We start from the raw sequence: 24,555 nt of genomic DNA, 5'->3' as shown, positions 1-24,555 counted from the left end.
CCTATTCGGCATGTAATCATCAGCCGATTCACAGTCGTCAAGTCAAAGCGCCAGGGAGGCGATATGGCCCACTCGATCGTTCGAACGTTGCTGATTTCAGGTGCTGCCGCAGGGCTGATGGCCAGCGCCGGCGCCTGTTCGTGCTCGATCGGCTCCTCGGGGCCGCACGCGGTGGACAAGAAGGACGTCGCCAGCCAGATCACCCAGAAGTTGACCGATGCGCAGGGCAACAAGCCGGATTCGGTCGACTGCCCGGGTGACCTGCCCGCGAAGGTCGGTGCGCAGCTGAACTGCTCGATGAAGGTCAAGGATGTCACCTATGGCGTCAACGTCACGGTGACCAGCGTCGAGGGCAGCAACGTCAAGTTCGACATGGTGGAGACCGTCGACAAAAACCAGGTCGAGAAAGCGATCAGCGACAACATCACCCAGCAGGTCGGGACCAAGCCCGATTCGGTGACCTGCCCCGACAACCTCAAGGGCGTGCAGGGCGCGACGCTGCGGTGCCGCCTCGTCACGGGCGGCCAGAACTACGGAGTAAACGTGTCCGTCACGGGCGTCGACGCCGGCACCGTCGACTATCACTTCGTCGTCGACGACGCGCCGTCCTCGCCTTAAGGGTCAGTAGCCGACCGCGGCGAAGTACCCCACCACGCCCAGCAATTCGGCCAGCGCGGAGATGGCCAGCGTCGCGACGGCAAAGGGCCAGCCCGACCGTCGGCGCACCAGCCGGATGACCGTCCAGATACACCCGCCGAGGGTCAGCGCCGCCGCCACCGAGACCGACAGCAGGAACGAGGTGGCGGCCCGGTCGGCGCTGCAGTGTTCGGGCGGACAGTAGTCGGTGAAGGCCAGAAACATGAATTCCATGCCGGCGGCCGCCCCCCAGCCCACGACCGCAACGACCATCAGCACGATGGACAGCGCCACATCCCAGCCGGGACGCGTCGGCGCGGGACCGTATTGCCCCGGCGAATTCAGTGTGCGGCCTTCTTGCGCTCGATATCGGCGAGAGCGGCCGCCAATTCGGCCCGCTGCGCGGCGGAACTCTCCCAGGACAGCTGCCGGTTCTTGACCACCTTGGCCGGCGCACCGACCGCGATCGAATAGTCGGGAACCACGCCGCGCACCACCGCGTGCGAACCAAGCACGCAGCCCCGCCCGATCGAGGTGCCACGCAGCACCGTCACCTTCACCCCGACCCAGGTGTCCGGGCCGATCCGCACCGGGGACTTGATGATGCCCTGGTCCTTGATCGGCAGGTTGATGTCGTCCATCCGGTGGTCGAAATCGCAGACGTAGCACCAGTCGGCCATCAGCACCGAATCGCCGAGCTCGATGTCGAGGTAGCAGTTGATCACGTTGTCGCGGCCCAGCACGACCTTGTCGCCGAAGCGCAGCGAGCCCTCGTGCGCGCGGATCGTGTTCTTGTCGCCGATGTGCACCCAGCGGCCGATCTCCAGCTGCGCCAACTCCGGTGTCGCATGGATCTCGACGCCCTTACCGATGAACACCATGCCGCGGGTGATGATGTGCGGATTGGCCAGCTTGAACTTCAGCAGCCGCCAATAGCGCACCAGGTACCACGGCGTGTAGGCGCGATTGCGCAGCACCCACTTCAGCGAGGCCATCGTCAAGAACCTGGCCTGACGTGGGTCTCGCAGCCGGTGGCCCCGCCACCGGCGGTGTACCGGGGCTCCCCACATGCTCGTCACAGCCGGAAAGCCTAACGCGGTCAATCGTGAGTGCGCGAACCGCCACGGGTTACCCTCACCTGTACCGAGCGACCCGCGTGCCGAAAGGATTTGAAAAATCGAGGTGCTGGTCCGACAACCCGTCAGTGGGCTTCGGCGTTGCTCATCCGTAGTGCTGGCAGCTGTACTCGCGATCGGGCTCGGCGGTTGCGGCAATACCGACTCGTGGGTGCAGGCCGCGCCCGCACCGGGCTGGTCGGCGCAGTACGCCGACGCGGCCAACAGCAGCTACACGACGACCGGCGGCGCCGACAAGCTGTCCTTGCAATGGACGCGATCGGTCAAGGGCAGCCTGGGCGCCGGACCCGCGCTGGGCTCGAGCAACTACCTCGCCCTGAACGCGCAGACGGCGGCGGGATGTTCGCTGATGGAATGGGAGAACAACGACAACGGTCGGCAACGCTGGTGTGTGCGGCTGGTCCAGGGCGGCGGGGTCGGCGGTCCGCTGTTCGACGGCTTCGACAACCTCTACGTCGGCCAGCCGGGAGCTTTCCTATCGTTCCCGGTGACGCAGTGGACGCGGTGGCGCCAGCCGGTGATTGGAATGCCTTCCACCCCAAGGTTTCTCGCCGATGGCCAACTGCTGGTCAGCACACACCTGGGACAGGTCCTGGTGTTCGACGCACACCGCGGCATGGTGGTCGGCAGCCCGCTGGACCTGGTCGACGGGATTGACCCGACGGACGCGACGCGCGGGCTCGCCGACTGCGCTCCGGCGCGGCAGGGCTGCCCGGTCGCGGCCGCCCCCGCCTTCTCGGCGGCCAGCGGGATGGCGGTGCTCGGTGTCTGGCAGCCGGGCGCTGCGGCGGCGGGGCTGGTCGGGCTCAAGTACCACCGCGGCCAGACTCCCCTGCTGACCCGGGAGTGGACCACCGACGCCGTCGCCGCCGGTGTGATCGCCAGCCCGGTGCTGTCGGCCAACGGCTCAACCGTCTACGTCAATGGCCGCGACCAACGGTTGTGGGCCCTATCCACCGCCGACGGGAAACCGAAGTGGTCGGTGCCGCTGGGCTTCCTGGCCCAGACGCCGCCCGCGGTCACCCCGCAGGGCCTGATCGTCGCCGGCGGTGGACCCGACACCAAGCTGGTGGCCTTCAAGGACGCCGGCGATCACGGCGATCAGGTCTGGCGCCGCGACGACGTCACCCCGTTGTCGTCCGCGGGCCTGGCCGGGTCCGGCGTCGGCTACGCGGTGGTGAGCGGCCCCCCGCACGACGATGCTCCCGGCATGTCGCTGCTGGTGTTCGATCCGGGCAACGGCCACACGGTCAACAGCTATCCGCTGCCCGCGGCCACCGGCTACCCCGTCGGCATCGCGATCGGCACCGACCGCCGGGTGGTGGCCGCCACCAGCGACGGTCAGGTCTTCTGTTTCAGGCCAGCCTGAAGCCCCGGCCTAACAGCCTTTAGACCGCCAGCGGCGGGATCGCGTTGCGCGGCACCTGGGCTTGGCAGGCGCCGGCGAACGCGGGCAGCATCTCCCCCGGCGCGAAGTAGAAGATCAGCTGGTCGTCGGTGATGGCGAAGTTCTGGTAGTGAGACGGGTCGCGCCCCGACGACGGCAAGACGGCCGCACCCAGCGCGTTCTGCCGTTCCAGGTCGGCCTTGACCAGCGGGAAGATGGTTTCCAGCGCCGACGTGTTGGGGGCGAACAGGTTGTCGAAGGTGATGGGCTGCTTGGTCCCGACGTTGTAGTTGAACGCCTTGTACCAGGTGGACGTGTGCGATCCGCCGACGTCCTGGAAGAACTTGAGCACCACGCTGCGGGTGTTGTGCGGCGGCTGACCGGCGAAGTGTTGCTCGGTGGTCATCTCGAGTTGGTAGGGCTGGTCGCGTGGCCCGGACGTCTGCGCGACGGACAGGAACCCATCCCGGTTCTGCGTGATGTAGTCGATCAGCGGCTGTGGGTCCGGATAGTCGGCCGGAAACGTCATGTTCAGCGTGTAGGTCGGACTGGTCGCGTGGATGTGGCACATCTGGCCGTCCCCGACGGTGCCGCCCACGCTGGCACACGACGGCGGGTCAGCGGCGGCCGGCCAGCCCAGGAGAACCGTAGTGACCAGCACCGCGGCCGCGATCAGATAGCGCATAACTCGAATTGTCCTCGTCGACTTCAAATGGCGAGGTCCCCCGGAAAGTGACCGCCGACAGCGTACCTGGCGTCACCGCGACGGGCGGCACAGATACGCCGTCGCGCGCGCGGCGGCCCCGGAGCCCAGGCGGGTGATGAGCACCGACAGCGATTGGCGGCCGCGCGGGCGCAGCCGGCGCCGCAACGCATCGGGGTCGACCTGCACGCCGCGCACCAGGATCTCCAGCACCCCGCAATCGCGCGCCGACAGGGCGTGGCGCAGCCGACGCTCGTCGAACTCCAGCTGCTCGAGCACCTCGAAGCCGCGCACGTCCGGCGGCAACCGGTCGCCGGAAAGGTAGGCGATGTCGGGGTCGAGTTGCCACAGCCCGTGCCGCGCGCCGTAGTGGCGCACCAGGCCGGCCCGGACCACGGCACCATCGGGGTCGACGATCCATCGGCCTGCCGGGCGTACTCCGCAGTCGTCGGACTCGGCGTCGGTGACCTGTTCGCCGCGATCCAGGACGCTGGCCCGTCGGCGAACGGCCGGCTCGGCCAGCCCGCGCGACCACAGGCACGCTTCGCGCACCGAGCCATGATACGACGTCACCTCGATTTCACCGTCGAAACCCAGACGGTGCAGTTGATCGAAATCGATTCCGGGAGAACACTTTACGACGAGATCACGATCCCGGTAGCAGTCGATCAACTCCCCCAGGCCCGGTTGGTAGTCGGCCGGGTTGAACCGGCGCTGCCCGGCGCTGCGGCGCGCCGGGTCGACGATCACCACCGCGTCGCGGGTCACCGGATGCAGTGCGTCCGCGCGGCACAAACCGGCGCCGACGTTGTGGGCGGCCATCGCCAACCGCACCGGGTCGATATCGCTGCCCACCGCGTGAGCGCCGGCCGTGCGCAGCGCGGCCACCTCGGTGCCGATCGAACAGGTCGCATCGTGGATAACCACGCCGGACGCACTCAATCGCCGGGCCCGATGCTGGGCCACCGGTGCCGCGGTGGCTTGCTGCAACGCCTCGTCGGTGAAGAGCCAGTTCGCCACGTCACCCAGCTGACCGAGCTTGTCGGCCGCACGGCGGCGCAACAGCGTCGTCTCCACCAGCACCGGCGCCCGGTCGCCGAAGCGGGCGCGCGCCGCGGCGACGTCGGCGATCCGGGTGACGTCGGTCAGCGCGGATTCGGCGACCACCGCCAGCGCCGCGACACCCGCATCCGAGCGCAGGTAACCGACGTCGTCGGCGGTGAAGCGCAGGCCAGCACTCAGGAGGGTTTGACCCCGGTGACCATCACGTTGTAGAACCACCCCTTGGGCGCCAAGCGCCGCCAGATGTTGGCGTCGACCCAGCTCAGCGTCTTCCAGCCGTTGAAGGCGAATTTCGCCCAGCCCCAGCCGAGGCGTCCCGGCGGCACCGATGCCTCGAAGGTGCGCACCGGCCAGCCGAACATCGCGGCGGTGAACTCCTCGCTGGCAGTCCCGACTTCCACCGCGCCGGCGTTGGTCGCCATCCGCTCTAGGTCCTCGGGCGCGAAGGTGTGCAGATCGACGATGGCCTCCAGCGCCGCGACGCGGGACGACTCGTCGAGCTCGACCTGCGGGCGCCGCCAGCCGCCGAGACCGGGCAACTTGGTGACGTTGGTGGCCACCCGCCAGGTCAGCGTGGACAGCCGGCGGGCGTAGACCTCGCCGATATTGGTCGGCTCGCCGGCGAAGACGAAGCGCCCGCCGGGCTTGAGCACCCGGATCACCTCGCGCAGCGACAGCTCGACATCGGGAATGTGGTGCAGCACGGCATGCCCGACCACCAGGTCGAAGGTGTTGTCGTCGTACGGGATGCCCTCCGCGTCGGCGACCCGGCCGTCGATGTCCAGGCCCAGCGATTGCCCGTTGCGGGTGGCGACCTTGACCATGCCGGGTGACAGATCGGTGACCGAGCCACGCCGCGCGACGCCGGCCTGGATCAGATTGAGTAGGAAAAACCCAGTGCCACAGCCCAATTCGAGGGCGTTGTCGTACGGTAGTTCGCGCAGCACCTCATCGGGCACCGCAGCGTCAAAGCGTCCGCGGGCGTAGTCGACGCAGCGCTGGTCATAAGAGATCGACCATTTCTCGTCGTAGGTCTCGGCCTCCCAGTCGTGGTAAAGCACCTGGGCGAGTTTGGTGTCGTGCCGCGCGGCTTCGACCTGATCGGCCGTCACATGGCCGGCCGGAGTTACTTCGGTCATGCAGGGCAGCCTAATAGCCCGTGGCAACGGCCCGATCCGCCCCGGCACGAAGTGAAGTGTCAATCGGCAGATGCGACTTAAAATCGACGATGTGGCCGACGTTCTTCGGGTCAGTGATGAGGGGCTGCAGGTGCTGGCAGCGCACTGCGAGACGGTGTCGGCGGAGCTGGTGGCGGCGACTCCGCTGCCCAGAGTTGGGCTACCGATCCAGGCGACATCGGGTGCCGTCGGCGCTACCCATGCGGCCGTGGGAGAAGTCATCACCGTCTTAGCCCAACGAGCGCAAACCAGTGCAGTCAAATCCGCCATGGCGGGCGCCGAGTTTGCCGCGAACGACACTGCGGGTGCGCAACAAGCCGCCGCCATCGCTGCCTCGATACCCCGGGTGTAAACGGTGGCGGGGGTCGGCGGCGTGGGGGTTCCGTCTCTCTCGGAGATCCAGGCCTGGGATGTCGCTCATCTAGAAGGTGCAGCCAGGGACTGGTCGGCTACCGCCGAGCACTGGGAGTCCTCATTCAGTTCGATTCATCGCGCTTCGGTGTCCCCGGGCGGGACGGTGTGGGAGGGCGTCGCTGCCGAGGCCGCACAGGAAAGAGCATTCGCCGACCTGGTGAAGGTGCGAGGACTGGCTGACGTCCTGCACGAATCCGCCGCGATCGCGCGGCGCGGAGCCGACACACTCGATTCCGCTAAGCGCAGCGTGCTGGATGCGGTCGAGGAAGCCAGCAGCGCCGGATACCTTGTCGGCGAAGACCTTTCGGTAACACCACCGCGAGCAAGTGTGGCAGCTCAGGCGCAAGCGCAGGTATACGCCGCCGACATCCAACAACGCGCCGCACAGCTCGTTGCCCACGACCAAGCCATCGCCGCCAAGATCACCACCGCCAGCGCACCTCTGAACGGTGTCGCTTTCGCCGAACCGCCAGCGTCGCCCGTGGCCCGCGCGCTCGGTGCCGGCTTCAAGCTGGACCACGAGTGGGATCCCTACACCGACCAGCCCGCACACGGCCCATTCGAGCCGGTCCAGCCGGGTCCGACACCGTTCGATCCAAAAACGGGAACGGTGCAGGGTGGCGGCGGTCCCGTTGGAAAAGGCGGATCTGGCACAGGCGGGAAAGGAGGCAGCGGAGGCGCTGAGCCACCCAAGGGAGGCCCGACAGAACAATCACCAGGTCCGAGCGTCGCCGATCAAGCCAAGAAGATCGGGGAAGATGTCGGAAAGAATGTGTCTAAGGGCTCAAGGTTGAATACCTTGATCGATAGGCTTAATCAATTACACATCGCCAGTCAGCAACAGGCCGCGGAAGCGGCGGACGTCGCGGCGGCAGCTGCATGGGGTAAGACCGCCGGGATTGTCGATGGACCTAACGGATCAAAGCTAGTGCTACCTGTCGTCCCGAGCGTCCGGGAAGCCATCATGGTGGCCCCGGACGGAACGCTTTCTGTATTTCGCGGCGACCTCTTTCAATTCCTGCCGAAGTAGTGGAGTGAGCGATGGAAGTAACCGCGGTAATCAACTTCGAAGTCTATCTTCTGATGACGATGAAGCCGCGGCTGTCTCTAGCAGATACCCGGGGCTTGCTAGATGCTCGGCTCAGCAGGGTAGGCGTAACTTTGGACAACGCCGCACGTACTCACGAACGAATAGCCGCTGCACTGTCCGACCAGAACTCGCGATTTCGAGACGTGAAGACGCTACTGGGTATTGTTGATAATGACGCCACGTCGCTGAGGTACAACAGTGTGTTGTGGCCAGGGTTTGACTTCAACGCACACGCAGACCAACACGGATCACTTGCGTCGGCGAGTTACATGCACACAGACCACACGCCGCTCGATGTCGAGTCTCCGGCACAGTTGGCAGCGTGGAGTTGCGACATTCATGAATTTGATGAGCGTTTCGGCCCTGCTGTCCAAGTTGAGAAGAGGCCGCTATTCGACGACACTCTTCCAGCATATGAAGGGTATGAGTTCTCATGGAAGGGAGACCGCTATGGAGCGTCATTCCTGTGGGGACTTTTCTTAACGTCGTCCGTGTATTGGGAATGAGATCTGCCCTTCGAGGCGTTCGCAAAGTTCTGGGATTTTCCACCCTGGTTCGGCCGCAATCATGCCGCTTTTGATGACTTCATGCGAGATCTCGACAACATGACCAATAAAGCTCTTGAGACGCCTGCTCGCGCACCCATTCCCAGTCGTTCGAGCTTCAAAATTGGCGCGGGTGTGGCCGGTTTTAGTTGGGTGTGGGTGGTGGGTGTGGTTGGAAGGGTTGGTACCACCACCATTGGGCGCGTTCGCCGGTGGGTCCGGGGCAGGGTGGAACATCGGGTGGGGGCAGGGTCGGTGGGCGCGCCAGCGATCCGGTGCCCAGCGGTTGCCCGCTGCTGTCGGTGACCACCAGAGCGGTCGCGGAACCGGTCAGGGTGATGCCGCCCTGGTGATGCAGCCGGTGGTGATAGGGGCAGACCAGCACCAGGTTGGTTACAAGTCGTTGATCTACCTGCTTCTTGCCTGCATTCTCCCAGTGTGGCGCTGGTGAGCGTGAGCAAAGCTGGGTGAGCGTCAACGTACGTACTGAAGCCCGTACACGATCTATGGGGTTGTGCCGCCTCCCTCTGAGTGAAGTCTCTTCAGATGTTGTCATCGCCTGTGGAGCATGCAGCCAATGACGATCCGCTTGGCCTGCTCGTACTCGACCTAGGCGGTCTAGTGCTCCCGCGAGGGTGAACTTACGCCGCCCGACGCAGGCTGCGACCTCATGCCCAGAGTTCGCATTGCGCCTGGACTATCCACTATCCAACGGCTCTTCCCGATCGCGTCCGGAATTACTGCCATGCAGGCTTGTCGGCGTCGGTGCCTGGCTTGTTTACTCCCAGTGAGCCGTGGAGTTCTTGTGAGGGATCGGTAATCAATCGTACGACGAGTGCCGCGATGCTTTTTCGGGATACCTCGGTGCCTTTGAAAGGTTCTCCTTTTTGGGTGATCTCGTAGTCCACTTCGTCTTTGTCTGTAAGCCATGCGGGTCTGATGATTGTGTAGTCAAGGCGCGAAGACTCGATCACTTTCGCCGCTGCGGCGTAGGTTTCGAGATAGCCGCCGTCGAGCATCCGATGGTTCCAACGGCCAAACTCGCCGGGGACTTCGTCGTAGATCCCTAGCGTCGAGATCCAAATGAGCCTTCGCACGCGAGCGCCCTCAAGTGCAGTGACGACCCCACGCGCTTGGTCCACGATATCTTTACCGCCAAGGTTGGCATAGACGATGTCTTGTCCCGCGACCGCTTGTTTCAGGAGACTTCCGTTAAGGACATCACCTTCTACTGCCGTTGCGCGGAGGTCGGGCAAGTCGTGCAAGCGTTGGTCGTTCCGTAGGTAGAGGGTGAGATTCACGCTCTCGTCGTGGAGCAGTTCGCGTACTACGATTTGCGCGATTCTGCCTCCGGCACCAAGTACAAGAACTCGTGTCATGAATGCTGCTCCTTCTGTCGTCGTGTGTGGTGGGCGTTATAAGCGGCGATCAAGGTATTTCCTACTCGGCCGAGTCCGGCACGACAGTTACTGGCGAGCTGGCGGCCCCTCGGTTGTGCTGATCGCATGCTGCGGGAGAGCACGTGCCTATCGTGCAGATAACCCGTCAGCTAGCGACTATCCCGCACTGCTCCAGCAAAGGGGAGTTAGCGATTCACGTCAACGATGATGCGGCCCCTCACTCGGCCCTCAAGAAGATCTGTTGAAGTGGAGATAGCGTCAGTGAGGCCGATCTCGTGGCTGATCTCGCCTAGGTGTCCGGTGTCGAGGTCGCTGCTCAGCCGGCCCCACGCTGTGACGCGTTTGGCGTGGGACTGCGTGACACTGTTGATACCCAACAGGCTCACTCCGCGCAGGATGAATGGCGCAACAGTGCTTGGGAATTCCATGCCTTGAGCCATGCCACACGCGGCGACGGCTCCCTCGGCACTGGTAGTGGCACACACATTGGCCAGTGTGTGGCTGCCCACGGAGTCGATAGCGCCGGCCCAGCGCTCGCTGCCCAAGGGGCGGCCCGGTTCGGCGAGTTCGGCTCGGTCGATCACCGTAGCCGCACCCAACCTCCGCAGATAGTCTGCCTCAGCGAGGCGGCCGGTTGCCGCGACGACCGTGTAGCCGTTGCTCGCGAGCAGCGTGACCGCGATGCTTCCGACGCCGCCACTGGCACCGGTGACGAGTACTTCGCCGTCGCTAGGGGTGACCCCGTGTTGTTCGAGTGCCATCAGGCAAAGCATCGCTGTATAGCCCGCAGTGCCGATGGCAGTGGCCTGCGCCTCGGTGAACGAGGGGGGGAGTGGCACTAGCCAGTCCGCCTGGAGCCGAGCGATCTGTGCAAGCCCTCCCCAGTGGGTCTCGCCCAGTCCCCAACCGTTCACCAGAACGTGATCACCGGGTTTGTAGCGCGCGTCATTGCTGGCCTCAACGACGCCGGCTAAGTCGATTCCCGGGACCATCGGGAAGCGACGGACGACGGGGCCCCTACCGGTGATGGCCAGGGCGTCTTTGTAATTGAGGCTGCTGTATGCGACCCGGACGGTCACTTGCCCCTCAGGTAGGTCGTCGCTGCCGAGCCGCCGCATTTCCGCACGGTAGTCCGTGTTGGTCTTCTCAACCACAATCGCGCTGAACATCGTATTCCCTTCTCCTACGCGCGGGCACATGCGAGGAATCCACTGAAAAACACGTCGAGCGGTTCGACTGTCCGAGCGAGTTTGGTGCGCAATACCGCTCCCTCCCAACCGATCCAGAAGAACCGTGATAGCGCGGCGCAGTCGGTGTCGGCCGGAAGATCTCCTACGTCAACGGCCAGTCGCAGGCAATCCTGTAAGCGCTGCTCCCAGTCCTCAAGTGTTTCTTCGAGTTTCGTGCGATAGCTCTCGGGAAGTGTCCGAACTTCTTGCCCAAGATTGCCAACAAGGCATCCACGATCAAACCTGTGTCTGGCCATTCCGGCTTTCGCGTCCTCGACGAAAAGGGTCAGACGTTGCAGTGGTGGCAGACTGTCGTCCAACAGCCAGCGATCAAGTTTGCGCGCGAAATACTCCGCGTAGCTCTGCAGCACCTCCAGACCGAATGCGTCTTTGCTGTCGAAGTAGTGATAAAACGAGCCCTTCGGTACATCGACGGGCTTGAGCACCGATTCAATACCTGTCGCAGTGAGGCCCTGCGCAGTCAGGATTTCCATCCCGCAGCGAAGCAATGCTCCCCGCGTGTCTTCGTGGTCACGGCTGACTTTTGGCGGCCGTCCACGACGAGGCCGGACAATGGGAGCGCTCATGGTGATGAGATTAGACCGACTGTCTCTAAATGTCCACGGGCGCGTTCAGCGCCCGGTGAGTTCGCGCTACGCAATGGCGCACCAAAAATGCTCACTTGACCGGATATGTGCGTCTGGACGCGCGTGGTCGAGTTGGTGCCGTGCACGGCCAAGGTCCTTGTTCGGTCAGTTACTCTGCTCCTGTGCCTCGCCCGGGGAACCCGGATATCCGCAGACGGTTACTCGCTAGTGGACTCGAGCTCTTCTATGCCCGTGGCGTCAACGCGACAGGTGTCAAGGAAATTGCCGATCGTGCCCACGTACCGAAGGCGGCGTTCTACACGTACTACGAGAGCAAAGAAGCCTTTGTTGTCGCAGTGCTAGAACAGTACTGGCTCGAACTTCAGGACCGGTCCGGATCCTTGCTGCTAGGTCGCGGGAGACCGGTTCGCCGCCTGCAACGCTACTTCGCGGTGATTGCCGACGAGCACGAGCGCCATACCTTTATGCGCGGCTGCCTAATTGGCAATCTCGCGCTCGAAGTCTCAGCCACCATGCGTCGGTCCACGAAAAGCTACGCGGCATTGTTTGTGCTTGGGAGCACGAACTGGCCGCTGTTTTCACAGAGGGAACGCCTCAACGGCGTCGCGAAGTCGCAGGTTTGATTATCGAAGCGTGGGAAGGGGCAGTGCTTCGCGCCAGGATCGATCGCACCCGCGCTCCATACGACCGTTTCTCACGAATAACCTTGCCGCAGTTGGTGGGTTTGGTCGGCACGTCCTGAAGTCCCGCCTCCATCATCGAGGTCCGAAAGGCCGGACTTGTTGATATCCGACCGGTCGTCTATTTATACTTTCCGGGCGCTGCCGTGTGTCGCGCACTAGCGCCCGATAGGAAAGGGACTCCCATCCAATGTCGACTTCATCCGTGTACGACGAGCCCGCAGAGCCCGGACTTCCGCCATCTGGCTTCCAGCTTGACGTGACGCACGCTGCGCTCGTCGTGACTGACCCGCAGAACGACTTTCTCAGCCCCGATGGTGCAACATGGTCGGTGTTCGGCGCCAGCGTCGAAGACAACGGCACTGTCGAGCACATCGACCAACTACTGTCAGCTGCCAAGAGCGCGGGGATCACGGTTGCGATCTCTCCGCACTATTACTATCCATCCGATCAGGACTGGCAATTCGCCGGACCGCTTGAGCGCTTCATGCACAGTGTCGGCATGTTCGCGCGGACGCATCCGCTGCAGCTGGAAGGGTTCGACGGTTCGGGCGCGGACTATCTCGAGCGGTACAAGAACCGCATCCTGGACGGAAAGACGGTGGTCGCTTCTCCCCATAAAATCGTGGGTCCGCAGTCCAACGATCTCGTACTTCAGCTTCGCAAACGCGGTGTGACCCAGGTTCTTCTGGCTGGAATGGCCGCGAATCTGTGCACCGAAAGCCATTTGCGCGAGCTGATCGAACAGGGTTTCGAGGTTGTCGTCATCCGTGACGCGACTGCGGGTGCACGGTTGCCCGAAGGCGACGGATACTTGGCTGCCCTGATTAATTTCCGATTCCTCGCCTCAGCTATCTGGACCACCGATCAAGCGGTGGCTGAGTTGGCGCAAGCCACCTAAAGACCGATGGGCGCTGACGGCAGCAAAGTTGGTGTATCCATTGTTGCTGAGCTGAACTCGGTTGCCCTGCGAAGCTCAGCGGCGCCGTTGGTGTAAGTGCGCCGATAACGTATCGCGCAGCGTGCGCTTGAAGCCGGCCACGGGGATCTGATTCAAGATTGCGATCGTCGATATGTATTGAGTGCGATAGTTTGCGCATCCGGCGCACTCGGACAGGTGCGTTTCGAGCCTCACGTGGTCGCTCGAACCGAGCGAGTCGTCCAGGTATTCGGTGAGTAGTTCGGCGAGTTCGTTGCATCTCATCTGTCTGCATCCTTTCATGTAGTGCATGAGCGACCGGCTCGCCGGCGACCATGCTCCCCGGTGCTTGAGGAAAAATTCCCGAGGATGGCTTCGTTGCTCCGACTCCTCGTCCAGTTTCTCGTCGTCAAGGGACTGCGACCTTTCCTCCTATGAAAGTTCGCAGACAGCTCTGTGAACCGAGGTGACTGATCCTGGGAAGAGCCGATTCCTTTGTGTAAGAGGCCTTCCTGTAGGGGGCCTTCGGCGATCTGGTGTCCTGACGTAGTCGCGTGCGAGGCGTGGCGTCGTGGGGCTTGCAAGTCGACAACTTGCACGAAGCCGCCCTCGTCACCCGCACGAAGCGAGGTGACGAGGGCGGCTTCGGCCTCAGCGGCGTGTGAGTGCATCGACCAGCGTCCAGGCAGAGATTCCGAGCAGTGCGACGTCCTTGATCAGGAACTGACCAGTCGACGACAACACCGGGAAACCTCCTGCTGATGCTTCGAATGCACCAGGCGTACTGAGCACGAATGTCAGTGTTGTGGCGAACATGCCGATGGCCATGAGGCTACCGATCGCTGAGAGTCGAGGGAACCACGGTTTGACGGCGAGCAAGACCGCGATTGCGATCTCGACTACACCGAGTAGCGACGAAAAGGTGGTGATCGAGAAAATGTCGTACAGCCAAGACATGAAAGGGCTGTTCGACACGAATGGCGCGATGCCGTTGGCTTCGTACTCTGTGAACTTCAGCATGCCGATCCAGGCGATGACGACGGCCAGCCCGTACCGTGCCAGGCCCGCGCCGCCACGTGCTACTGGCGACTCTGGGCGCACGCCGGCTTGAATCTGCTCGCGGATGGTAGCGATCATGATGACTCCCTTGCTAGTTGGGTTGACTACACCACTGAGTGCTATGCACTTCGGAAAGCGTTACAGCGCTTCCGTTTAGGTGGGTGTGCCGTACGTCATAGTTCCTGCGGGGATCTTGTGGGTCGAGACCGACGACGCGGATTGCGAGGTCTCGCCCTCGACCATTTGGGTGCCCACGCCCTTCCGCGCGGCGCTGCGGTCGTCGACGCCAAGTTCCTTTAGTCGCGGTAACCCCAGAAGTCGGCTTATCCGCCCCGTGTCGGCGCAATCGACCAGCAAAGCACGGACCATTTAGCAGCGCAGCGCTGTCAGGGAAAACGCCGGCGTGGTCTGTCGGCCCTCGTAGTGCCGATTTGCTGTGTCGCGACTAACTAACGGCCGAACAGATTTGGCGACCAATCTGCTTTGAGCAAGGCGATGAACGCAACCCTAAACGCACTGACCGCCACCAGACAGTGCTGGGTCTCTCCAGTTTTGGGCGACCTTGAGAGGCTATCGACGGCTAGGAGCGATGGTCCGACCATGTTGCGCAATCGCAGCCTGCGACAGCTTCTCCGACCGATACAGCCGGCGAATCTCCGCCCAATCCTCCACAGTGATCACTCTCCAATCGAAAGGTGAAGTGCTCACTTTTCAACCGGGTGGTTTCGAGGCGTCGTCGCAACACTTCTCTAAATTCTGGAGGTTGTGTTGACATCGTCGCGTCGGGTGAAGAAGGGGCCGGGGCGCCGTCCGCTGTCGGCCAAGCGCCAGCGGTTCATGGAGTTGCGGGCTCGCGGTTGGAGCGTGCGCGCCGCGGCCCGAGAAGTCGGTGTATCTCGGTCCGCGGCGACGAACTGGACTCGCGGTTACAAGACCTACCGCAACGGCGTCGAGGTCGGATTCGTCCCTCCCCTGGATCGACTAGCGGTCCGTCAGATCAGCCCGCGTTACCTCTCCCAGGAGGAACGAATCGAGATCGCCGATCTGCGCCGTTCTGGGTTGAACATGCGCGCGATCGCCGACCGGCTCGGCCGAGCACCGTCGACGATTTCGCGGGAACTGCGGCGCAATGCGCCAGCCGGCCGCGGCTATCAGCCCTTCGATGCGCACCGTCGAGCTATCGCACGTCGAGCGCGTCACCATCAACGCCGGGTCGACACCAACGATCACCTCAGCGGTTTGGTCACCGAGATGCTCGCTCAGCGGTGGAGCCCGCAACAGATCAGTCGCCACCTGCGTCTGCGCTTTCCTGATGATCCATCGATGCGGCTATGCCACGAGAGCATCTATCAGGCTGTCTATCAACCGAATTCGCGATTCATACGACCGTCGCGATTGGCGCCGCACCGGCGCTCACCGCTGCGCACCGGCCGGGACCACCGCCGAGCCCACCAGTGTCAGCAGCGTCGGCGGCCACGGTTTCAGCAGCCGATGCTGACCATCCACGATCGGCCATTCCCGCCCGTGGACCGGTCAGAGGCCGGGCATTGGGAGGGCGATCTCATCATCGGTGACAACCACCTTTCAGCGATCGGCACGCTGGTCGAGCGCCAAACCCGGATGCTGCGCCTGGTCCATCTGCCCCGCGCTGACTCCGACTCGTTGCACGCCGCTCTGGTGGCCCGGATGCAGGATCTGCCGCCGGAGCTGATGCGATCGATCACCTGGGACCAGGGCACCGAGATGGCGCGCCACCTCGCCACCGCTGACAAGCTCCACGCGCCCGTCTACTTCTGTGACTCCCGATCACCCTGGCAACGCGGCAGCAACGAGAACACCAACGGACTGCTGCGCGACTACTTCCCCAAGGGCGTCACCCTCGCCAACTATTCACCGGGGCATCTCATGGCGGTCGAGGAGGAACTCAACAACCGTCCCCGCATGGTCCTGCAAGACCGTTGTCCCGCCGATCTATTCGCCGTCCTGCTAGCCTCACTGGGTCCGTCGGTGTTGCGACGTTGACTAGAACCCACCCCGGAACTACCTGCTCACTTTTCGACCGGAGCTGACAGGCATGGTGCACATGACGAGGTCGACGATGCTCGGCAAGCTTGCGGCGTTGCAGCAGACCTCGGCCCAGGAAGTAGACGCTGCGCGAGAATCGATCAAGTGGCCACCGCACCGCCGGCTTGGCACCGCCTCCCAAGCACTTTGAACCACCCCGGGTTTGATCCGCGTCAAACCTGGGGTGGTTCACGGTTTTCGTATCGTTGCCGATTTCATTCGACTGCGGGTTCCTGGCCGGATGGCACGGTCGAACCTGCGCAGTTCGGCGAGTCCCTATTGAGTGGGGATCGTCCGAGTTAAGCCGCGCAGCAGAGCGCACCTCAAGCACGGTCACGCACCGACGGCCACCAACCAGCCGACCCGGCGGTGTTAGCGCAGGAAGACACCCCCTTTACGCCCATCTGAATATCGCGCTATTGGGATATTGACGTATCTCGATATCTAGGTTAGGGTTGGTGGCACCACGTCGTCAGGGGTGGTGAACAACGAAATCACGGAAGAGGTTGAGCCGGTTGTACTTCCGGCCCGCCCGCCAATCAGAAGGAGAAGCGCGCCATGTCCACGTCCCAGTATGCTCCGGACCGCAGCTACGGAATGTTCATCGACAACCAATGGGTGGACGCGGAGTCCGGGGAGACGATCGAGAGTATCAATCCCGCGACGGGTGAGGTGCTGACTCGTATTCCTAGTGGAACAGCCGCTGATGTCGATCGCGCGGTCCAGGCGGCGCAGCGTGCGTTTGCGGGCTGGAGGGCGACCACGGTGACGGAACGTGCGAACGCGTTGAACAGGATCGCCGACCTGCTGGAGGCTGACGCCGAGCGTTTCGCGGTCCTGGAGTCGCTGGATGTGGGCAAGCCGATTCGCGAGTCGCGCGTTCTCGACGTGCCCATCGCCATTGATCACTTCAGGTACTTCGCCGGAGTGATTCGCAGTCACTCAGACGAGGCGGCCGTGCTTGATGAACAGACCCTCAGCCTCGTGCTGAGCGAACCGCTTGGTGTGGTTGGTCAGGTGATCCCCTGGAACTTTCCGTTGTTGATGGCAGCCTGGAAGATTGCCCCGGCAATCGCCACAGGGAACACCGTGGTGATCAAGCCATCGGAGATGACGCCGGTCAGCATTTCCGAACTGGCAAAGATTTTCGCGCAAGTTCTTCCCCCCGGTGTCGTCAACATCGTCACCGGCACAGGGCCGGTTGCCGGCCAGGCCGTGCTGGATCACCCGACGGTACAGAAGCTGGCATTCACCGGTTCCACCCGAGTCGGCTACACCGTCGCCGAAGCCGCAGCCAAAAGACTGGTACCAGCAACGCTGGAGCTGGGCGGCAAATCGGCGAATATCGTTTTCCCCGACGCGAATTGGGACAAGGCCGTCGAGGGGGCAGCCCTGGCGATTCTATGGAATCAAGGCCAAGCCTGCGAATCCGGAGCTCGCCTCTTCATTCACGAGTCGATCTACGACCGTTTTATCGACGAACTAAAAGCCAAGTTCACCACGGCCCGCGTGGGGGATCCCCTCTCACCAGACACCCAGGTGGGCTCGTTGATCAGCAAAGCCCAGCTGGAGCGCGTGTTGGGCTATGTAGAAACCGGTCGTGCTGAAGGTGCCACGGTTTTGACGGGTGGTCGCCGGCTCACTGGCGGGGACTACGATTCCGGATTCTTTGTCGAGCCGACAATATTGGTCGATGTGCGCAACGATATGCGCGTTGCATCGGAAGAGATCTTCGGCCCCGTTCTCGTTGTTATCCCATTCAAGGACGAGGATGAAGTTATCGCCTTGGCCAACGACTCAGAATACGGACTCGCCGGCACAGTGTGGACCCAAGACATCAACCGTGCACTTCGCGTGGCACGCGCGGTGGAGACCGGTCGGATGTGGGTGAACACCGCCCATGAGATCCCTGCGCATGCACCTTTCGGGGGCTACAAGAAATCCGGCCTGGGCCGCGAAGCCTACAAATCCATGCTTGACGCGTACACCCACAAGAAGAACATCTACGTGAGCATGAACGAAGCTCCGCGCGGACTGTTCTAAATCGCGTATCCCATCGCTGCACAAGATTTAAACCATCACACCAACACCGGAAAGAAAAGAAATGAAAGACTCAGTGCTGTTCACCGCTACCAAGCTCGGCCCCTATGAGGTCAAGAATCGCATCGTTCTTCCCCCGTTGACCCGTTCGCGCAGTTCGCAGCCCGGCAACGTACCCAACGAACTCATGGCGGATTACTACACGCAGCGCAGTGGCGCCGGGTTCATGGTGACCGAAGGTACGCAGATCGAACCGCGCGGGCAGGGCTACGCCTGGACACCCGGGATCCACAACCTTGAACAGGTTGCGGGTTGGCGCAAAGTCACCGATGCGGTTCACACCGCCGGTGGGGTGATCTTCAACCAGCTCTGGCATGTGGGACGGGTGTCGCACACCTCGTTGCAGCCCGACGCCGGCGCACCGGTCGCCCCGTCGGCCATCACCGCGGACGCCGTGAAGGTTTTCGTGGAAACGGGCCCGGGAGCCGGAGCGCTGGCGCCGCCGTCGCCGCCGCGGGCTCTGACGACCGGCGAGGTCAAAGACGTCGTGCAGCTCTACGCCGACGCCGCGCGCAATGCTCTCGACGCCGGATTCGACGGGGTGGAAATCCACTCAGCCAACGGGTACTTGGTCAACCAGTTCATGTCCACCCATACCAACCACCGCAACGACGAATACGGCGGTTCCCTGCAGAATCGCCTCCGGTTCCTGCGCGAGGTGGTCGAGGCAGTTGCCGGCGTCGTCGGTAAAGACCGTCTGGGTGTGCGGTTTTCGCCATTGTTCACCACTACTGGCGAAGACCGTGTCTACCTTGGCCTGGTTGAAGATGACCCCCATGAGACCTACATCGAGGCGGTAAAGATCCTCGAAGAGGTTGGCATCGCATATGTGTCGTTGGCTGAGGCCGACTGGGACAACGCTCCCGAAATGCCGGAAAGCTTCCGTGTCGCAGTGCGCGAAAACTTCAGCGGAACCATCCTACTGGCGGGCAAGTACACCGCCGAACGCGCAGTCCGTGCCATTGAGGCTGGCTGGGCCGACTTGATCGCCTTCGGCCGACCGTTCATCGCCAACCCAGACCTGCCCGAACGGATCGCCAACGACTGGCCGCTCAACACCCCGGACCCGAGCACCATGTACGGCGGCACCGAGAAAGGCTACACCGATTACCCCACCTACCGTAGCTAGTAACCGAACCACGTCTTGCCGTGCAGTCGATCAGGCTGCACGGCAAGACGAGTCGCACCTCGGACGCTCCGCGGCCCAGCCGAACCGCCTACGAGAAACGTTTCATGCGGACCCAACCGCGAAGCCGCCAACGAGGTACGACATGCGCCGACGACGATCACCGATGGGCCGCGCAGCGTTCTGGCCAACTACCCAGCGCATCGGCACAAACTCGCAGGTACGCTAGTCCCTATACACGACAGGATCCGCAACATGTCCGTTCTCCAGCTCCCGGTGTGTCGAACTAGCAACGCCGCCACTGGATGTAGGCCCACGTTTACTAACTACTGTGCAACATCCGTCAGATCGGCGGCCCACCCGCGTAGCATGACCACGAAAGGGATCATAAAATGCTGAGCACTTCACCTGAACGTACTAATTCCCAGAATTCAATAAGTATTGATGTCAACGAGGCATTGAAAGCCCTCGATAACCCTACCCGATTAACGATACTCAGTTGGCTCAAGGATCCGCGAAAAAATTTTCCCGAACAGGATATCGATCCACAAGAAGTCGGCGTGTGCGTGAGTATCATTCAAAAGCATGTCGGCTTATCACAGTCGACAGTGTCGTCATATATGGCAGTTCTGCAACGCGCGCAATTGGTAACCTCCCGACGGATCGGGCCCTGGACGTACTACAAAAGGCACGAAAAGAATATTGAGTCGCTGCTGGAAGCCTTGAATGCGCTGATTTAACCGCTGCGCGCTCTCCTTCGCTGACCAACTGAGCACGAGCCAGCCAGGTAATAGCCTGCGGTAAAAGCTACAGCCGTCATTTCACTTTTAACTGAACACGCAAGGACGCGGGGCTACCATCATTAACTGAGACGGCTTGATATTGCTTCGCGCAGCCCAGCCCGGCATCCACGTCAACGCCATACCGTTACAGAGGCAACTCCACTATGTCACCAAGTTCTGACAAACAGATCGGCGCCGCCCCAATCGCTCTTCCCGAACGTTCTCGATACATCCGGCACATGCGGCAGGTCAGTCATTTCGCGGAGTATCGATGACGCCAACGCCTGTCGTATTCAGCGACCTGGACGGTACGCTATACGTTGGTGACGAGCTCGTTCCCGGCGCGCCTGAGGCTGTGACAAGACTCCGAAACATGGGTTGCACGCTCCGTTTTCTCACCAACACCGATACTGTGCCACCACAGACCCTCCAAGAAACACTGCGCGAGCGCGGATTCGACGTTCGTGTCGGCGAAGTTTTCACCCCCGTATCCGCTGCCCTGCAACTCTTTGAAGCAACGCGCGGCCGGATCAACGTATTGCCGGTGGTGTCAAGCGCCTTGCTTCCGACATTTGCCCCCTACCGCCACGCCGGCGGTGCGATCACCCATGTCGTCGTCGGCAACACTCACGACACGCTAACGCATCAGCTACTCGACTTGGCGTTTCGCGCTCTCGAGCGCGGTGCGACCCTTATAGCACTCCAAAGAGGGAAGTATCGAAAACGCCCCGACGGCAACCATATCGACACCGGTGCGATCACGGCAGCGCTTGAGCACGCCACCGGCGTCACCAGCAAACTCCTCGGCAAACCATCACCAGAATTTCTGCGATCCGCCGCAGCGAGCGTGCCCGTCAAGCCGAACGCACTCTGGCTGATCGGCGACCAACCCGCCAACGATATTGCCATGGGAAACGCGGTAGGCGCACACACAATCCAGGTACGCACCGGCATGTATGCCGACCAAATCGACCTTACCCAGACACATCCCGCAGAAACCACTCTGGACTCCATCGTTGACATGCCCGCTTGGCTAACGCGCAACGAGCACCAGCACTGATAGCCATCTAGCCGTACGACGGTGCCTGCGCTGTGAGTGTGGCAGTAACCGGTGTACGCGGCTTTACGGCCCGTGCCGCCAGACGTGCTCATCCACCCCGCGCACCGCCACGCCATCCAAGCGGGCCTGGTCAGCGATGAGCAAACCGCTGGCCCACCGTCAGTTCGGCTGAGAGCGCCCCGCGGCGCCTTCGGCCCACACTGGACCGCCTATGACCGATCAACCGAAAGGCCCTCTGGCACTGGGAAGCCCGTCCCACCCGGCGCCACGAGACCAGCAACCGCGACCCGCCCACAAGCCTGACCCCGTCAACTGCGACCCGGAGTCCGGCGACCATCGCCTTGGACGGAAATCGAGACTAAGACGCCCTAATACCACCTTCCTAGATATAGCGATATCGCGATATCTGGATTAGAATCGTAGGAGTGACGCTCCGATCGGCAATTAATCTGCGAGGGCCGCAACTGACGCGGCGCCCAGCGAAAGTCGCCCAGCTGCTACTTGCCGGGTCGGCGTGCGTCGCTGCGATAGTATTCGCCGCAACGGCGACAGCTGAGGATTCTGCTAGCGATGCTGGAGCTGAATCGCCCAGCATCAGAATGACACTCGGCGAGACGACGACCAAGACGACGGCTCCTTCTGAACCTCGCACTCCGTTCGCTGAGCCAGCCGTCAAGGCAATGGTGCCCTGCGGATTCACATTCGGCTGCTGAGCGTGCCCAAGAGACTGCCAAGGTCATCCCAATCGATCCAAACGACAGACCCAGTCTAGCCACCCGGATCTTTCATCCGAAACCCGTGAAGTGGAGGGTGTTTCGTGATCAGCAAGGACATGCCTGAGGCTGGGCGGCCGTCGCTGATGGCCATGTCTAATGATTTGACCACCAAGGTGGCAATCGCCTTCGAGGCTATCGGTCAGCCGACGATGCTGCGACTGACCCTGTCGATGACAGCGCAGCAGTGCAACAGCCTTCGATGCTGCGGTGTTGGACATATAGCATTGACCTGCAACTTATTTGGAACGAGATGCTGTAGCAGGGGCTGACCAGATAATCGACTGTGACCGCACCGCAGTGGACGTTGGAGCCACTCTGGTCCGGGCAAGTGTAGATGCCGGTCAGCCGTATCAGGGACCGACTTGGTGCGGGGGCTCCCTCGTCGGGACACCTTGGCGCACTTGGTGTTCGATGTCGTTTTGCTTGGTCCACTGAGAAGGGTGACCGGGTAGATGCCCAGATTGCCGGCGGACTAGCTCGGTGAAGTTCCCCGAGAGCGTGGAGGCATCGACAATAGGGGTCGAGATGCCAGAGAAACGGAAGAAGTACGACTAGGAGTTCCGTGAGGGTGCGGTCCAGATCGTCGAAGAAACGGGTAAGCCGGATCGCCCAGGTTGCTCGTGACCTGAGCGCGTATGAGGGCACGCTGGGTAGCGCGGACACGGGCGGCCCGCGAGGGTCGCGGTGAGCTGACCCAGTCTAGCTGTATGTATCGCGCCAGTGGATCATATCTTTGAGTTCGCGAAAGTCGAATCCGTCTGCATCCGGGTGGATTTCAGTGGTAAAGAACGTTACCCCCATACTCGCAAATGCGTCGGCGTCGGCGCGGCCTGTCCAGTGCACTGCGCGTTCAATCGCCGACTCATCGCGCCCTACTACCTGTGCCAACTCGCCAAGCAGTGCATTCTTACGCCGGTACTCGGCGGGGCTGGCGAACGTATGCCAGATGTCGGCGTACCGTGCCACCAAAGGCAGCGTGCGGCGCACCCCCATGCCGCCGATGAGAATCGGGATGCTGCGTGTCGGAGCCGGTATCAGTTTGTCGAGCCGCTCGCTTATGCGTTTCAGGCTGCGCTCGAATAGGTCCATCCGTGACTTGACGGTACCGTACTCATAACCGTAAACGACGTAATCCTTTTCATACCAACCGGATCCAATCCCCAGAATCAGGCGGCCATCGCTGATGTGATCGACTGTGCGGGCCATGTCAGCGAGAAGATCCGGATTGCGGTAACCGACACCAGTTACGAGCAAGCCGATCTCGGCGCGTGAGGTGATCTCGCCCCATGAGGCCAGCGACGTCCAGCCTTCGAAATTATTGACGTCGGGCTGCACGGGTAGGAGCTCGGGCAACCCGTCGGAGGTCGGGGCGGTTGCGGGTTTATGGAAATGGTCGTAGCCGAAGATTGCGTCTACGCCGAGTTGTTCAGCGGTGATCACTGCGTCGCGCCAGGTGCGGTAGTCAGGGGTGTCTCCTGGCCACAGCTGCACACCGACGCGAATAGGCAGGTTCCGACGGCTAGACATATTGATATACCTCATATTTCAATGGGATGAGCAGGACACTTATTAATCGATGCACGCTGCATTCGGCTCCCGTGTGATCGGAATTGATGGCAGCATGGACTGTGCGGTTAGCCGGTGTTCAGACGGCGGTGCGGCCGCCATCTACAGCGAGGGTGACCCCGTGGATGTAGCTGGCTTGGTCGCTCGCCAAGAACACAATCGAGTTGGCGATTTCTTCAGCCTGCGCGGGACGGCCCGCGGGAGCAGGGCCAACCAGCCTGCGAAGCCCCTCACCCATAGCTGCGGTGCCTTCGGTGAATGTCGGTCCTGGACTGACCGCGTTGACCCGTATGCCCCGCGGTCCGTACTCGGCTGCCCACGTTTTGGTGAGGGATACGACCGCAGCTTTGCTGGCGCCGTACAGACTGGTTCCGACGTTTCCGTACTCGGCGACCATCGTAGTGACATTGACGATCACGCCATTGCCGCGTTCGGCCATCTTGGGGGCTAGTTCGGCTACCAAGAAGAACGGAACGCGAACGTTGAGATTGAACACCGCGGTGAAATCTTCTTCGGTCATCGATTCGGTTGGTCCGAACGGATAGACGCCGGCGTTGTTCACCAGCACGTCGATATGGCCGAGCCGTGTAACAGCCTCAGCAGCGAGCAGCCTCGCGGATTCGGCGTCGTGCAGGTCACTGCTGAGAAACTCGGCCTTGCCGCCCGTGGACTCGATCTCTCCTACTACCTGTTGCCCACGCTCCGCGTTCCGGCCTGACACTGCCACTACGGCACCGTGACTAGCCAGAGAGACGGCAACAGCCCGCCCGATTCCGCTAGTTCCGCCGGTGATGAGAACGCGTGCCTCGGACAGTTGGACAGCCATCGTTCATCCTGCTTTCTTATGGTCGACCGGATTGTGTGCCGCGGCCAAGGTTTTCTTCGTACTATCACGTGCGACTAATGAGTGTGCGGACGACGGTCAAGCGTTACAAGTCTCGGCCGTCCCGCAGAGTGCTATAGGGTTCAGCGTGGCGATGCTCGCGCTGGAGCACCCGTGTGTGCAGGGTCTGCTGGCAAGCCGATCCCGAGTGG

Annotated in this window: 23 protein-coding genes and 1 pseudogene; 11 read left to right on the top strand and 13 right to left on the bottom strand. The window is 62.2% G+C overall.

Annotated features, from left to right (window positions below; all coding sequences use genetic code 11):
- The first annotated feature begins 63 nt into the window (after positions 1-63).
- On the top strand, positions 64-618 hold the full coding sequence (locus tag MJO58_RS08290) for an anti-apoptotic protein (protein ID WP_090601054.1): 555 nt from the start codon (positions 64-66) through the stop codon (positions 616-618).
- A 3-nt stretch (positions 619-621) separates the two neighbouring features.
- On the opposite strand, the gene MJO58_RS08285 is transcribed toward MJO58_RS08290, so the two are convergent.
- Positions 622-930, bottom strand: a complete 309-nt coding sequence (locus MJO58_RS08285; RefSeq protein WP_239722556.1) for a hypothetical protein — start codon at positions 928-930, stop codon at positions 622-624.
- 47 nt (positions 931-977) lie between these two features.
- Positions 978-1,715: an acyltransferase gene (locus MJO58_RS08280; RefSeq protein ID WP_090601052.1), complete on the bottom strand. Its 738-nt coding sequence runs from the start codon at positions 1,713-1,715 to the stop codon at positions 978-980.
- A gap of 151 nt (positions 1,716-1,866) precedes the next feature.
- On the opposite strand from MJO58_RS08280, the gene MJO58_RS08275 reads away from it, so the two are divergent.
- Positions 1,867-3,141 (top strand): outer membrane protein assembly factor BamB family protein, encoded by a 1,275-nt coding sequence (locus tag MJO58_RS08275; protein WP_239722555.1) that lies wholly within the window; start codon positions 1,867-1,869, stop codon positions 3,139-3,141.
- Positions 3,142-3,160: 19 nt separating this feature from the next.
- Here MJO58_RS08275 and MJO58_RS08270 read toward each other — a convergent pair whose 3' ends face one another.
- From MJO58_RS08270 to MJO58_RS08260, 3 genes are all read right to left on the bottom strand, one after another.
- Positions 3,161-3,844 carry an esterase gene (locus MJO58_RS08270; protein WP_090601050.1) on the bottom strand — a complete coding sequence of 228 codons (684 nt, stop codon included), beginning with the start codon at positions 3,842-3,844 and terminating at the stop codon, positions 3,161-3,163.
- Positions 3,845-3,916: 72 nt separating this feature from the next.
- Positions 3,917-5,143 (bottom strand): class I SAM-dependent methyltransferase, encoded by a 1,227-nt coding sequence (locus MJO58_RS08265; protein ID WP_239722554.1) that lies wholly within the window; start codon positions 5,141-5,143, stop codon positions 3,917-3,919.
- A complete protein-coding gene (locus MJO58_RS08260) occupies positions 5,101-6,063 on the bottom strand; it encodes a class I SAM-dependent methyltransferase (RefSeq protein ID WP_090601049.1) in 963 nt (320 codons plus the stop codon). The genes MJO58_RS08265 and MJO58_RS08260 overlap by 43 nt, the downstream gene beginning before the upstream one ends.
- A gap of 91 nt (positions 6,064-6,154) precedes the next feature.
- Here MJO58_RS08260 and MJO58_RS08255 point away from each other — a divergent pair, with 91 nt between their 5' ends.
- Together MJO58_RS08255 and MJO58_RS08250 are read left to right on the top strand one after the other, a co-directional pair.
- Positions 6,155-6,454, top strand: a complete 300-nt coding sequence (locus MJO58_RS08255; protein ID WP_090601048.1) for a hypothetical protein — start codon at positions 6,155-6,157, stop codon at positions 6,452-6,454.
- Between the two features lie 21 nt (positions 6,455-6,475).
- Positions 6,476-7,546 (top strand): WXG100 family type VII secretion target, encoded by a 1,071-nt coding sequence (locus MJO58_RS08250; RefSeq protein ID WP_239722553.1) that lies wholly within the window; start codon positions 6,476-6,478, stop codon positions 7,544-7,546.
- Between the two features lie 750 nt (positions 7,547-8,296).
- On the opposite strand, the pseudogene MJO58_RS08245 reads toward MJO58_RS08250, so the two are convergent.
- From MJO58_RS08245 to acuR, 4 genes and pseudogenes are all read right to left on the bottom strand, one after another.
- A pseudogene (locus tag MJO58_RS08245) lies at positions 8,297-8,590 on the bottom strand (hypothetical protein); the annotation flags it as partial.
- Positions 8,591-8,888: 298 nt separating this feature from the next.
- Positions 8,889-9,530, bottom strand: coding sequence for an SDR family oxidoreductase (locus MJO58_RS08240; protein WP_036391071.1), 642 nt, complete (start codon positions 9,528-9,530; stop codon positions 8,889-8,891).
- A gap of 206 nt (positions 9,531-9,736) precedes the next feature.
- Positions 9,737-10,720: an acrylyl-CoA reductase (NADPH) gene (acuI, locus tag MJO58_RS08235; RefSeq protein WP_031354507.1), complete on the bottom strand. Its 984-nt coding sequence runs from the start codon at positions 10,718-10,720 to the stop codon at positions 9,737-9,739.
- A gap of 14 nt (positions 10,721-10,734) precedes the next feature.
- Complete coding sequence (gene acuR, locus MJO58_RS08230) at positions 10,735-11,367, bottom strand: acrylate utilization transcriptional regulator AcuR (protein WP_239722552.1); 633 nt, start codon at positions 11,365-11,367, stop codon at positions 10,735-10,737.
- 182 nt (positions 11,368-11,549) lie between these two features.
- On the opposite strand from acuR, the gene MJO58_RS08225 reads away from it, so the two are divergent.
- The gene (locus MJO58_RS08225; protein WP_239722551.1) at positions 11,550-12,011 is read left to right on the top strand and encodes a TetR/AcrR family transcriptional regulator; all 462 of its coding nucleotides are present in this window, start codon (positions 11,550-11,552) and stop codon (positions 12,009-12,011) included.
- A 262-nt stretch (positions 12,012-12,273) separates the two neighbouring features.
- A complete protein-coding gene (locus tag MJO58_RS08220; protein WP_225332317.1) occupies positions 12,274-12,969 on the top strand; it encodes a cysteine hydrolase family protein in 696 nt (231 codons plus the stop codon).
- A 75-nt stretch (positions 12,970-13,044) separates the two neighbouring features.
- Here MJO58_RS08220 and MJO58_RS08215 read toward each other — a convergent pair whose 3' ends face one another.
- The gene (locus MJO58_RS08215; protein ID WP_033710422.1) at positions 13,045-13,272 is read right to left on the bottom strand and encodes an anti-sigma factor family protein; all 228 of its coding nucleotides are present in this window, start codon (positions 13,270-13,272) and stop codon (positions 13,045-13,047) included.
- Between the two features lie 366 nt (positions 13,273-13,638).
- Positions 13,639-14,121: a YkgB family protein gene (locus MJO58_RS08210; RefSeq protein ID WP_031354506.1), complete on the bottom strand. Its 483-nt coding sequence runs from the start codon at positions 14,119-14,121 to the stop codon at positions 13,639-13,641.
- 693 nt (positions 14,122-14,814) lie between these two features.
- Here MJO58_RS08210 and MJO58_RS08205 point away from each other — a divergent pair.
- The 5 genes from MJO58_RS08205 (at position 14,815) to MJO58_RS08185 (ending at position 21,178) form a co-directional block, all read left to right on the top strand.
- Positions 14,815-16,068 (top strand): IS30 family transposase, encoded by a 1,254-nt coding sequence (locus tag MJO58_RS08205; RefSeq protein ID WP_210742995.1) that lies wholly within the window; start codon positions 14,815-14,817, stop codon positions 16,066-16,068.
- A 600-nt stretch (positions 16,069-16,668) separates the two neighbouring features.
- Positions 16,669-18,153, top strand: coding sequence for an aldehyde dehydrogenase family protein (locus MJO58_RS08200; protein ID WP_016343721.1), 1,485 nt, complete (start codon positions 16,669-16,671; stop codon positions 18,151-18,153).
- A gap of 61 nt (positions 18,154-18,214) precedes the next feature.
- Positions 18,215-19,339, top strand: a complete 1,125-nt coding sequence (locus tag MJO58_RS08195) for an alkene reductase (RefSeq protein WP_016343720.1) — start codon at positions 18,215-18,217, stop codon at positions 19,337-19,339.
- A gap of 389 nt (positions 19,340-19,728) precedes the next feature.
- A complete protein-coding gene (locus MJO58_RS08190) occupies positions 19,729-20,076 on the top strand; it encodes an ArsR/SmtB family transcription factor (protein ID WP_196760141.1) in 348 nt (115 codons plus the stop codon).
- A gap of 313 nt (positions 20,077-20,389) precedes the next feature.
- The gene (locus MJO58_RS08185; RefSeq protein ID WP_031354504.1) at positions 20,390-21,178 is read left to right on the top strand and encodes an HAD-IIA family hydrolase; all 789 of its coding nucleotides are present in this window, start codon (positions 20,390-20,392) and stop codon (positions 21,176-21,178) included.
- Positions 21,179-22,653: 1,475 nt separating this feature from the next.
- Here MJO58_RS08185 and MJO58_RS08180 read toward each other — a convergent pair.
- Complete coding sequence (locus MJO58_RS08180; RefSeq protein ID WP_225341763.1) at positions 22,654-23,496, bottom strand: LLM class F420-dependent oxidoreductase; 843 nt, start codon at positions 23,494-23,496, stop codon at positions 22,654-22,656.
- Between the two features lie 103 nt (positions 23,497-23,599).
- Positions 23,600-24,346, bottom strand: a complete 747-nt coding sequence (locus MJO58_RS08175) for an SDR family NAD(P)-dependent oxidoreductase (protein WP_023870431.1) — start codon at positions 24,344-24,346, stop codon at positions 23,600-23,602.
- Positions 24,347-24,555: the final 209 nt, after the last annotated feature.

The organism is Mycobacterium lentiflavum, assembly GCF_022374895.2.
Taxonomy (GTDB): Bacteria; Actinomycetota; Actinomycetes; order Mycobacteriales; family Mycobacteriaceae; genus Mycobacterium; species Mycobacterium lentiflavum.
This window is presented reverse-complemented; position numbering and strand designations above follow the sequence as displayed.

Coding starts and splice junctions, on each gene's coding strand:
- MJO58_RS08290 (WP_090601054.1), top strand. CDS start 64: ATGGCCCACTCGATCGTTCGAACGTTGCTGATTTCAGGTGCTGCCGCA.
- MJO58_RS08270 (WP_090601050.1), bottom strand. CDS start 3,844: ATGCGCTATCTGATCGCGGCCGCGGTGCTGGTCACTACGGTTCTCCTG.
- MJO58_RS08260 (WP_090601049.1), bottom strand. CDS start 6,063: ATGACCGAAGTAACTCCGGCCGGCCATGTGACGGCCGATCAGGTCGAA.
- MJO58_RS08240 (WP_036391071.1), bottom strand. CDS start 9,530: ATGACACGAGTTCTTGTACTTGGTGCCGGAGGCAGAATCGCGCAAATC.
- acuI (WP_031354507.1), bottom strand. CDS start 10,720: ATGTTCAGCGCGATTGTGGTTGAGAAGACCAACACGGACTACCGTGCG.
- acuR (WP_239722552.1), bottom strand. CDS start 11,367: ATGAGCGCTCCCATTGTCCGGCCTCGTCGTGGACGGCCGCCAAAAGTC.
- MJO58_RS08215 (WP_033710422.1), bottom strand. CDS start 13,272: ATGAGATGCAACGAACTCGCCGAACTACTCACCGAATACCTGGACGAC.
- MJO58_RS08200 (WP_016343721.1), top strand. CDS start 16,669: ATGTCCACGTCCCAGTATGCTCCGGACCGCAGCTACGGAATGTTCATC.
- MJO58_RS08195 (WP_016343720.1), top strand. CDS start 18,215: ATGAAAGACTCAGTGCTGTTCACCGCTACCAAGCTCGGCCCCTATGAG.
- MJO58_RS08190 (WP_196760141.1), top strand. CDS start 19,729: ATGCTGAGCACTTCACCTGAACGTACTAATTCCCAGAATTCAATAAGT.
- MJO58_RS08185 (WP_031354504.1), top strand. CDS start 20,390: ATGACGCCAACGCCTGTCGTATTCAGCGACCTGGACGGTACGCTATAC.
- MJO58_RS08180 (WP_225341763.1), bottom strand. CDS start 23,496: ATGAGGTATATCAATATGTCTAGCCGTCGGAACCTGCCTATTCGCGTC.
- MJO58_RS08175 (WP_023870431.1), bottom strand. CDS start 24,346: ATGGCTGTCCAACTGTCCGAGGCACGCGTTCTCATCACCGGCGGAACT.